7 protein-coding genes are annotated in these 12,203 nt (G+C 31.3%); 3 read left to right on the top strand and 4 right to left on the bottom strand.

Annotated features, from left to right (window positions below; translation table 11 throughout):
* Positions 1-790 precede the first annotated feature (790 nt).
* Positions 791-1,849 carry a molecular chaperone DnaJ gene (locus AC6EIZ_RS01755; RefSeq protein ID WP_498511864.1) on the bottom strand — a complete coding sequence of 353 codons (1,059 nt, stop codon included), beginning with the start codon at positions 1,847-1,849 and terminating at the stop codon, positions 791-793.
* A gap of 169 nt (positions 1,850-2,018) precedes the next feature.
* Here AC6EIZ_RS01755 and AC6EIZ_RS01750 point away from each other — a divergent pair, with 169 nt between their 5' ends.
* Entirely contained in the window at positions 2,019-2,198 is a 180-nt protein-coding gene (locus AC6EIZ_RS01750) for a hypothetical protein (RefSeq protein ID WP_498511862.1), read from the top strand.
* 20 nt (positions 2,199-2,218) lie between these two features.
* Here the strand turns inward: AC6EIZ_RS01750 and AC6EIZ_RS01745 are convergent, their stop codons facing one another.
* On the bottom strand, positions 2,219-3,055 hold the full coding sequence (locus tag AC6EIZ_RS01745; RefSeq protein ID WP_498511861.1) for an ATP adenylyltransferase family protein: 837 nt from the start codon (positions 3,053-3,055) through the stop codon (positions 2,219-2,221).
* Positions 3,056-3,565: 510 nt separating this feature from the next.
* On the opposite strand from AC6EIZ_RS01745, the gene AC6EIZ_RS01740 reads away from it, so the two are divergent.
* Positions 3,566-3,793, top strand: a complete 228-nt coding sequence (locus AC6EIZ_RS01740; RefSeq protein WP_498511859.1) for a DUF8667 family protein — start codon at positions 3,566-3,568, stop codon at positions 3,791-3,793.
* A 34-nt stretch (positions 3,794-3,827) separates the two neighbouring features.
* Here the strand turns inward: AC6EIZ_RS01740 and metH are convergent, their stop codons facing one another.
* Positions 3,828-7,376 (bottom strand): methionine synthase, encoded by a 3,549-nt coding sequence (metH, locus tag AC6EIZ_RS01735; protein WP_498511857.1) that lies wholly within the window; start codon positions 7,374-7,376, stop codon positions 3,828-3,830.
* Positions 7,377-7,439: 63 nt separating this feature from the next.
* Entirely contained in the window at positions 7,440-8,354 is a 915-nt protein-coding gene (locus AC6EIZ_RS01730; RefSeq protein WP_498511855.1) for a branched-chain amino acid transaminase, read from the bottom strand.
* Between the two features lie 71 nt (positions 8,355-8,425).
* Here AC6EIZ_RS01730 and cobN point away from each other — a divergent pair, with 71 nt between their 5' ends.
* A complete protein-coding gene (gene cobN, locus AC6EIZ_RS01725) occupies positions 8,426-12,199 on the top strand; it encodes a cobaltochelatase subunit CobN (protein WP_498511853.1) in 3,774 nt (1,257 codons plus the stop codon).
* Positions 12,200-12,203: the final 4 nt, after the last annotated feature.

Genomic DNA, 12,203 nt, shown 5'->3' with positions numbered 1-12,203 from the left:
CTAGACTAATTAGATGGTTTTGAAAAATATAATACCAATTCAGCATATCTATTCGATAAGTCAAATTATTTACTTGGATTAAAACCAAAATAGGATCAATAACGCTTACGCTAATATCAATAAGTTTTCAAAGTTATTGAAAAATAGTCTTATAAGTCTTAAAAGAGATTTAATTCTAGACCCACAAACGGTCTCATACTAGATGCATGAGAAAAAATTCAATTCTACCCCCCAGAAGCATATCTTATTAACTCAAATCCAAGAGATTAATTACATTGATAGCATGCATAACTGTCTATAAAGCAGTTATGCATGCTATAAAGCCCTGTCATATCAATGCCTTACAGCACTGATATCATTCATGGACAAAAGATGGACATCTTTCGTGTCAGGCTGCATTAAAAAAGCAAACCTATGCAAACAGTAATATTGAAATATCAATTTTTACTCATTTAAAAATGCGAGCGATGAAGTCAAATACCTATATGTATTTTTTTTTTAATAAAAACATCAATAATAATTTTACATAAAGGATTTATTTTTATCCAAATCGATGTTTTTTTTGACGAAATCAAGCCAAATCAAATTCAGTCTACACGATCTGTTTCTAGTCTTATTAATAGACTAATTATGTGTCTTAGCTAAGACACTTGGGATTCTAATTTTGTATAAATCTTTATCCAAATCCAAGTTTCCAACGAAATCAAGCCAAATCAAATCCAGTCTACACGATCTAATTCTGGTCTTATTAATAGACTAATTATGTGTCTTAGCTAAGACACTTGGGATTCTAATTTTTGTATAAATCTTTGAGTAATTGATAAGCCTCATTTAGTTTTCTCATTGTTTCGTTTGATCCTCCAGCATCAGGATGATTGGAAAGAGCCTTTTCTTTATAGGAATCTCTAATAAATGAAAGCGTTAGAGATGAACCAGCCTTAGTTGGTAAACCCAATAACTTAAGAGCACCATGAACAGTCATCGTAGACTCAAGCGTTTGAAATGAAGTCACATTTTGACTACGTTTGAATTTGTTAACGAATCTACGAATGAGAGTGGGTATTCTACTTCTTAGATTTTTAGCTGAGAAGGGGTCTTCTAGCGCCCCAGCCAATATAACCACATCATCAAAAGTTACCGAATTGATTTTCCATTCATTGCAATAGGAATTAAGCATTTTACAGGCAGCATTCCAGGTAAAAGGAATATTTTCTGTGCCATCGACATTTGGCCAGATATCTCTAGCAAGCCATATCATTGAAGCCTCAAGCACACTTTCAGTCGGTTTTTGCCCATAAAGATAGATCCAATGTTTTACAGCAGCATCTTTCGCTTTTAATAAATCATCAATATCAATAGTAGTAATTGAGGTGTCTTCCATATTTTTAAAAGTTTTATCTTTACTCAAGCTTCTCTTTAGATTTGTAGTTTGTTTTCTAATAAAACCTGGTAATTCAATGCCTGTGGAGATAATTTCTTGTTTTTTTCTATGAACATCATTAGCTTCGACTCCATTGACAGCAACATTTTTTATTTCAATATTCTTATTTCCAACTATCACAAGTGCTTTTTCTTCCTGGTTAGTAATATCTATCCCATTTTTAGCAGATGAATTATCATGATTACTATTACGATTAAAATCTAGTTGTCTATTTTCAATTATATCCTCATCTAAATCATTAGAAAAAATAACCTCTAATAATCTCTCGAAAACTAGTCCTCTAGCTCTAAATCCCCACTCTTTGCGAAGTCGATCGACGCCATCAACTAGATCAATCGGCAAATCAATTGATATTCTCTTAACTTCCTTGCCCTCCCCTTCTGTCACAAGATCCTTATATCTAGTCATATATTAATAGTCTTTCTATCTTCAACACACATTTAGCTTTGAATTTATATATATATATCTAATTGAAAATATATTATATTTTCTGTATATTATCTTAAAATTTAATTATGGCCACGTAAATCAATATTATTATGTATTATTTTTTTAGTGTATCAAATAGTAATCAGAAATGAACTTCTGCGAATCATCCAGAAACTGGAGTGAAAGAAAAAAATTTTTTCAAACAAGGAAATTAAATTTTTTAATTTCTGTTAAAGAATCTTATGAAAGAAAACTTGCTGCTATTACTGCATCAATATCAAAACTTGAAGAACAAATGAATTCAACAACAACTGGTGTCGAAAGCTAAATTAACTTTAATCTACATTCTTAAATTACATCCTTTAATATTCTTTCTGGGCCAAATTTTGTAAGAGTATCGACATCAGATCTTTTTGTTCCAAGAAAATAACCGGCGAAACCAAGAGCATTTATATTAAATCCATTGGATCTATCAGTTTTACGAGTTATCAGTGCAAACCACTTAGATGTTATAAGTAAATTATATGGTTTTAAAGGTTTATTAATTAAATCCATATCGCCTATATTCATCTCACTTACCATAGACTTATATGAGTTAAATAACTCATTCGAGCTAGAATCTTTGTATATATTCCTTGGTCTAATAGAAATACAATGAGAAATTTCAGAATGGGTATCCATAGTATTATTTAATAAAGAGCAAAACCATTCATATCTTGGACAAATACTCTCATTAAAATGTCTTGGTAATAATTGAAAATGTCGATGAGGCTGACTAGCACCAGCTTCTTTACTACTATTAAAAAACCATAAACCTGTAGTATTATTATCAACATTCAGAATAGCTTCAAAGTCATCTTTATCTAACCAGCCATTTTGTGGCATCCAAGTATTGGTTATTAATAACATATGCCCTATTTGTACAGGGTATTTATTTAGTATTAATGTATGTTTATCATTTATTGACTGTATTTGTAATCTTTTATCCCAAGGGATAAATGGATTTCGTTTAGGTCCATATTCTATTAAATACTTGGGTATCGGACTTTTAAGAAAACGAAGCTCAAAATCATAACATTCTTCATTAGATTTATATTTTATAGTATTCAAAGGAATTACAGCTCCGCAATTAACAGCTTTTCTATTAATTTCGAGTGCTTTTGACCATATAGATTCGCTCTTCACCTTAGATAGACCTTTGATAAATAATCTTTATAGATTATATAATTATTAATCTATAAATTTAAAATTTAAATAAAAGCTTATTAACCAATTGCTAATCAAAAATTTTAAAAAGCTGAAAGAATGTAATCACAATTCTAGAAGTCATGGAATTTATGCCTGACAAGCCGATCAAGGCATGAAAGATCTAATTCCATCCAGATAATTGGTTCGACGCTCTAGAGACGATTTGCGGGCTTCTAGAGACCACTTAATTCCTTCTTAGATTTTCTTTCTTATTCTTTAAAAGATTATTTTAACAAATATTTTTGAATTGCAAAAGATAAAAGATTAAATTCATGAATTATTTCATAAATCAGTATTCAGCTGAAGTCCATTGCACCGCAAGGACTTTGGGATGAAACAAGGAAATTCAAATTTATCAATTTGCAAAATAGTTTGAGATTATTGGCAAATAAGGTTGACGAAAGCAGGGGGGAAAGAGGTAAAACCTGATTCAGTAATGTGTCCTCAATGGATTGGGACTTTTCTGAAGACGAAGCTTTTTTAGCTCTATGCGATGCGTTTCGCGAGAGCGGGGAAACATCCGCAATGGAATTTTTGGCAACTGGTGAGGGTGCTAGTCACTTTCAGGAACTAACTCAAAATGCTGCTGGAGAGGGCATTGACTTAAGTGACTCAGAATCAATGGCTGAGTTCCAGATGGAAGTATTAGAAACTATTGATGAAATGAATAACTAATTTTTCAAATTAATTTATAAATTGGGGAAAATATTTAAATTCCAAAGTATTTAGCTGCTGGATGTAATGCAACAATAGCTGTTGTACTTTGTTCAGGATGAAGTTGCTCACTTGTATCCATGGAGATGTTAATTTTTTTAGCTTGAAGCCATAACAATTGTTTTCTAGAATCAGAAACTTCAGGACAAGCAGGATAACCAAAAGAATAACGGCATCCTCGATATTTAACATCTAAGATATCTTTTATATTATCTGGTTCATAATCTTCAAATCCACACTCAATCCTAATAATGGAATGTATATATTCAGCAAGTGCTTCTGCAAGCTGCACGGTCAATCCATGAAAAAATAAATAATCAGAGTATGAATCTTGACTAAATAATTTATGGGAATATTCACTAGCTGATTCTCCCATTGTTACAGCCTGCATTGGCAAATAATCTGTAGGTTTATTATTATTTAAATCATTATAAAAATCTGCTATGCAAAATCTTTTTCCAGATCTTTGCCTAGGTAATAAAAAATCACCTAAAAGACTTTGGTGATCTTTATCATATACATTTAAGTTATTACCCACTCTACCACAAGGAAAATATCCATAAACTAAAGATGGATTAATAAGGTTTTCATTTATTATTTTATTCATCCAGTAATCTAACTTCGGCTCTGCCTTCTTAAGTAAAAAGTCCTTATAATCTGATGCAGACATCTGTTTTGACCTTCTCATCTGCCATTGGCCTGCAAATAATGCATTACGATCTAAGAATTTATAAATCTTAGTTATGTCTATATCTTTTTCTAATAAAAACTTTGGGCCAATAAATGGTGGTTGAATAGGTTCTATTTGAGATATATCTTTTGATCTTGAATTATCTTCAAAAGGCTTATCAATTATTTGTTTTATACTAATTTTTTTATCATTATTAGTATTTTTATAATTACCAATAGTGATCCCCTCAGGAGCACCTTCTTTAAAGCCTAAGATATTATCCCAGTTATTTAATTCCTTTGCTTTCATATATGAATCCATAAATTTCAAATCTGTAAATGCATCTCTTCCGTAAATAACTTTCCCTCTATAAACACTTGCACAATCTTGATTAACAAATTTTGGAGTGAGTGCTGCACCACCAAGAATAATAGGCACTGATATATCTTCTTCATTTAATGCTTTAAGATTATCTTTCATAAATGCAGTTGATTTAACTAGTAGTCCACTCATGGCAATACAATCAGCGTTATGCTCTTTCTGAGCATTAATTATTGAATTGACTTCTTGCTTAATTCCTAAATTAATAACTTCATAACCGTTATTTGATAAAATTATATCTACTAGATTTTTGCCAATATCATGAACATCACCCTTAACTGTAGCGATAATAAATTTTCCTTTTGATTGATTAACCTCAGATTTATCCATAAAATCCTCTAAATATGAAACAGCAAACTTCATTGTTTCCGCAGATTGGAGAACAAAGGGTAATTGCATTTGACCCGAACCAAATAATTCACCAACTACTTTCATGCCATCTAATAAATATTCATTAATTATTACCAAAGGTTTATATTTCTTTAATGCTAGATCAAGATTTGAATGTAAATTAGTTTTTTCACCATCAATAATATGATTCTTTAGTTTTTCTTCTATTTGTAATTTAATATCATCATTATTAGTACTTTTATTTATAATTGTCTTTGAATCATCGAAATAACTAGTCAAGGTTGTTAAGGGATCATATGTGCATACTTTATTTTCAAATATTCTTCTATCATAAATAAGATCCATGCAAATTTTTACCTCTTCTTCACTTATTTTGTTTAGAGGTAAAATCTTTGAAGGAGAAACAATTGCAGAATCAAGACCGGCCTTAATTGCTTCATTAAGAAAGATAGAATTAAGAACAATTCTTGCACTAGAAGATAAACCAAAACTTACATTTGAAATTCCAAGGATTAAATGAACTTCTGGATGTTTATCTTTTATTAACTTAATTGCTTTTATAGTTTCTAAACCATTTTTTCTATCTTCTTCTAATCCTGTTGAGATAGGTAATGCTAACGGATCATAAAAAAGTTCATAAGATTTTAATCCAGAATCAGTCGCATCCTTATAGGCTCTTGTTGCTATTTCTGCTTTTTTGTTAGCAGATCTAGCCATTCCATCTTCGTCAATTGTTCCGATTACGACGGCTGACCCGTATCGTTTAGCAAGATCAATTACTTTATAGAATCTATCTGGTCCATCCTCATAATTAGTAGAATTTAAAATACATTTTCCGCCAGCATGTTTTAGCCCACTCTCCATTTTTTCATAATCTGTTGAATCAAGCATTAAAGGCAAATTAATATTATTAACAAGTCTTTTGACTAACATAGACATATCTTCGATCCCATTTCTTCCAACAAAATCTACATTTACGTCTAATACATGAGCATTTTCCTTCAGTTGAGATTTTGCAATTCCAACAAGTCCGTCCCAATCCTCATCGTTTAGTAGTTCTCTTACTTTTTTAGATCCACTAGCATTTAATCTCTCACCTACGATCAAGAAAGAGTTATCTTGTTCATACGGAATAGACTCATATATTGATGATGCAGCTGGGATTATAGATCTTTCTTTTGAAAGAGTATCCAATCTTTGCTCAGAACATAAAAGCTCTTTAGATAAATCTGAAAGTTGCTTAATATGTTCCGGTCTAGTTCCACAACAACCTCCAATTAGTTGAACCCCTAAATCATTAATAAAATGACTAAGTTGGAACTTAAGTTCCATTGGAGTTAGTCGATAATGAGCCTTGCCACCTACATTCTCTGGAAGTCCTGCATTTGGTATACAACTAATATGAAATGGTGAATGTTGCGATAAATATTTAATATGATCTTTCATTTCTTCAGGGCCAGTTGCACAATTAAGGCCCAAAATATCAATATTAAATGGCTCCAGTATTGTTGTAATAGAAGAAATATCACTACCAATAAGCATCTGGCCAGTGGTTTCCATGGTTACCGACACCATTAATGGAATTCTCTTTCCAAAACCAATAGCTTCATTCACGCTTTGCAAAGCAGCCTTGATTTGAAGGACATCTTGGCAAGTTTCAATAATAAAAAGATCAATTCCACCTTCAATTAGTGCTTTAGCTTGCTCGAGATAAGAATTTTTTAGCTCATCAAAACTGATATGACCTAGGGTTGGTAGCTTGGTTGTTGGTCCAATAGATCCAGCTACAAATCGTGGTTTTTCCTTTGATTGATATTTATTTACAACATTCCTTGCTATTTGTGCCGCTTTTAAATTGATCTCATAAGCTTTATAACCAATTCCATATTCATCTAGAACAATTGAAGTAGCACCAAATGTATTTGTTTCGATAACATCACAACCTGCATTTAAAAATGATTCATGTACTTTTTCGACGCTGGAAACTGATGTCAATACAAGGTTTTCATTACAACCTTCTAATGAAGCTCCGCCATAGTCATCTGCATTAAGTTGTTGATCTTGCAGAGACGTGCCGGTAGCGCCATCAAAGACTAATATCGGTCTCTTTTCAGAGTTGAGATAGCCTAAAAAATCAGTCATAAATTATATATTTAACTTATAAAAATGAAAATCATTAATTTAAATAAGTTATATAATCTTATTTTAAGATATATGTACACGTTTAACCCAATTTTCATATTCAGGATCTAAACCTTCTGTAATTTTAGTCAACTTCGTTCTCAATGAATTCATTATTGGCATATCTTTGCTCATTGATGTAGTTTCAATCATTTTTATAGGGGTAATTTTTGCCGCCGTTCCTGTAAGGAATACTTCATCAGATATAAACAATTCTGTTTTATCTACTGGTCTTTCAATAACTTTTAAACCATCTTTTTTTGCCAGTTCTATAACACTTGAACGAGTTATACCTTCAAGAATATCTTGATCAACACCAGGTGTAATTAATTCACCATTACGTACTATAAAAATGTTCATACCACTGGCTTCACTGATTTTTCCTTGACTATTTAATAATAGAGCTTCATCAAATCCACTTTTTACTGCTTCAGTTTTGGCTAAGGAGCTGGTGATATACGCTCCACTAATTTTACCTCTTAATGGAAGTGAGTTGTCCTGCTGACGAGTCCAGCTACTAACGCGACAAGTAACCCCATCAGGTGATAGATAATCACCTAGTTCTATTCCATAAATAAAGAAATTAGTTTCTATATTATGTAATCTTGGTGCAATTCCTAAGTCACTAGTATATACAAATGGTCTGATGTATACAGGTTGATTCGGTTTGTTTTTAACAAGAAATGTTTCAAGAGACTTTAATACAAAATTCTCATCTAATTCAGTCAGCAAAAATCTAGCACTTTGACATAATCTTTTTGCGTGTTTGTCTGCTCTAAATAATAAAAATGATTTACTATTATTCGGATCAGGAATAGCCCTCATCCCTCCAAAAGCTGCAGTTCCATAATGAAGCGCATGAGTAGCTATAGATAGCTTCGCCTCATTAAATGGGATACATTGCCCTTCAAACCAAGCGAATGGAAGAAAATTATGCATTATTAGTTCCAGCTAAGATGAAAACAATCAGCATTTCAGTTTTTACTGTTCTTATTACACATAATAAATGAATGCATAGAATTTCCACCTTTCCAGGGAATGAACCTCAAGAAGAGAATACATTTATCGAACAGCCATCAGCTCCAGTTATCTTCCTAACTAGCGCTACATCTGATATAACCTGTTTATCTACAGTATTAAAGGTCCCTGACAATAGTAAGTGGAAAAATAAAATAAGAGCATTACCCATAGCTTATTTATCTTCAAATGCATCAATTGATCATTATATAACTAATACATGTAATACAGCTGAAATTATTCTTGTTAGGTTTTTAGGGTCAAGATCATACTGGTCTTATGGATTTGAACAATTAGGTTTATGGCAATTAGAGAAACCAAATAGACATCTTATAGTAGTCTCTGGAATTGAAAGTACAGCAAATGATGTTCAAGGAATTAGTAGCTTAAATCAAGAGAAAGTTCATTTAATTCAAACACTTTTAAATCAGGGGGGTATAAAAAACTATAATTATATGCTTCAAACCTTAGAGAAAATAATTGATGTTGAAGAAATTAATTTAAATTCAGATTTAATTGAATATCATGATGAGTTAATAACATGGAAATGGGAAAATAATGATAATCCATCTATTGCCGTATTTCTCTATAAATCACTTTTACAATCGGGCAATACAGAGTTAGCTGATAAAATAAATGATATATCTAATAAATACAAATTAAATGCTAAAATAATATGGATTACAAGTTTTAAATCAAAAAATATAGAGAATAAAATAATAGGTTTATTAGAGAAAGAGAACATAAAAGCAATAATAACTACAACCTCATTTTCATCGGTTGAATATAAACATGATGATGTGAAGAAAAACCTGTGGGATAGATTAGATATACCTGTATATCAACTACTAATATCTAGCTCATCTATAACTGAGTGGAAAAAATCTACAGTAGGTCTTAACCCCATTGATTTATCTATTCAAGTTGTTTTACCAGAGGTGGATGGTCGAATATGTACAATTCCAGTTGCATTTAAAAATCTTACTTATACAGATAATGAATTATCAATTTCTGTATATAAAACAGAGCCATATGAAAAACATATTGAATGGTGCATAAAATATATAAAAAATCTAACTTATCTACAACAAACGAATAATTCAAATAAAAAAATAGCTCTAGTGATAGCAAATTACCCAGTAAAAGACTCAAGAATCGCGAATGGTGTTGGTTTAGATACACCCGAAAGCCTTTTAAATATTTTGAACTGGCTTAAAGACGAGGGATATAATCTAGGAAATGAAGACATTCCTGATAATAGTAAAGAATTAGTTAACCTCATCTTAAGTCATAGGACTAATTCTGAAGAAACAATCTCAAATGAACCTCAATCATATTTAAATATTCAAGATTATTTAATTTATTGGAAAGAACTCGAATCTAACGTTAAAGAAAAGATATCAAATCGATGGGGAGACCCAATTGATTCCTTTCAATTAGAAAAGTCTGGATTTCCTATTAATGGAATCAACTTTGGAAATATAACAATATTAATTCAGTCAAATAGGGGTTTTGAGAGCGATAATTTATCTGATTTACACTCGCCCGACTTACCTCCTACACATAAATATATAGCACAATATTGTTGGCTATATAATACATTTAAAGCGAATGCAATTGTACATCTTGGTAAACATGGAAGTTTAGAATGGTTACCAGGAAAAGGGGTTGGTTTAAGTCATAATTGTTTCCCATTTATTCTTTGTCCCCCTATTCCAAATATATATCCATTTATTGTAAATGATCCTGGCGAAGGCTCACAAGCAAAAAGAAGAACACATGCAATCATTATAGATCATTTAACCCCACCACTATCTCATGCCGGAAGTTTTAATGACCTACTAATAATTGAAAATTTAATTGATGAATATTATGAATCTAAGTTAATTAACGATAATAGAAATGAATTATTAGAAAAAAAGATATTAGATATTTTAATTAAAAATTCATGGCCAGGAATTGAATCAAATAAATTACAAGTACAAAAGGATAAATTAATCATCCAAGATATAATAGATAATGCAGAGAGTTATTTATGTGAAATAAAGAATTCTCAGATAAGAACTGGTCTTCATGTGTTTGGAGTTAATCAGAGTATAGATAAATTATTAGAATTAACACTCACAATTTCTAATGTACCTACAGGAAAAATTCTCGGTCTAACACAAGGTTTAGCAGAAGATTTAGGTTTTGCGTTAGACCCTTGGAATGACGAAGAGAGTAAAAACTTAAACCAAGGTGACATTGATTTATTTAAAGACTATACAGATATTAATGCAAGGAAAGTCGGTAAAGTAGTTGACTGGTTGAATGACATCGGGAAATATATAATAGAGTTTCATTGTTTTAAAATACTTAATTACAAGAATAAATCAAAAAAGAAGATAAAACTTGATAGAAAAATTTTAAATTACCTAGATCATGAAAAACCTAATATTTTTGTAAATCATTTACTAAATAATATTTTACCCAGACTATTAAATAGTTCAGCTAACGAAAAAACAAATTTTCTCGAGGCTTTAAATGGTAAAAGAATTTCTAGCGGCCCTTCTGGGGCTCCTACAAGAGGGAAATTAGAAGTTATACCCACAGGCAAGAATTTCTTTTCGGTTGATATAAGAGCAATACCAACTGAAACAGCTTGGGACTTAGGGAAAAGAAGTGCTGAACAAATAATGGAACTTTACCTACAAGAAAATGGTGAACACCTTTCACACCTTGCTATTTCAATTTGGGGTACTTCAACAATGAGAAATGGTGGAGAAGATATTTGTCAGCTTTTTGCTCTCATGGGTTTAAGGCCAATATGGGACGGTACTTTAAGAAGAGTAGTTGACGTTGAGGTTATTCCCCTCAGTGTATTGAACAGACCAAGAGTAGACGTAACTTTAAGAATTTCTGGTTTATTCAGGGATGCATTTCCACAGATAATTGAATTGATTCGAAGAGGTCAAAATCTTATTGGAAATTTAAAAGAATCCTCTTCTAATAATCCACTTGCTGAGTCATATAGAAATGGAAATACAAAATCAAGAATATATGGATCTGCCCCCGGATCATACGGAGCAGGATTACAAGAAATAATCAATAGTGGATCTTGGGAGAATCAATCAGAACTCGCTGATGCTTATATCGAATGGAGTAAATGGAGATATGAAGGTTCAAATAAAATCATAAAAGACAAAGATGGATTAGAAAGTAATTTATCAAAGGTAAAAGTAGTACTTCATAGTCAGGACAATAGAGAACATGACATACTTGATTCAGATGATTACTATCAATTTCAGGGCGGATTAATTTCTGCGATTAAAAAAACTAGTGGAACAAATCCTCAAGCCTTTTTTGCAGATAATTCAAGGTATCAAAGGCCAAGAATTCATAAACTCTCAAAAGAAATTGATAAGGTTGTTCGTAGCAGATTAATAAACCCTAAATGGATAGAGGGGATTAAAGAACATGGATACAAAGGAGCTTTTGAAATGTCAGCTAGCCTTGACTATTTATTCTCTTATGATGCAACTACAAACTTAGTTCCTAATTGGTGTTATCAATCTATAGTGAGTAATTGGTTAATGAATAATAATACGAAAAATTTTATTAGTGAAAACAATCCCTGGGCTTTAAGAGATATCGCTGAAAGATTACTAGAAGCATCTAACAGAAAACTTTGGACAAATGCAACTAATGAAGAAATATCATCTATAAAAAAATTACTATCAGATATAGATAGTAAAATTGAAAACTATACTTCTAGTAATAATATATAAATTA

The organism is Prochlorococcus sp. G4PB16 (genome assembly GCF_059772465.1).
Note: the sequence above shows the minus strand (reverse complement) of the source record. Positions and strands in the feature narration are given on the sequence as shown.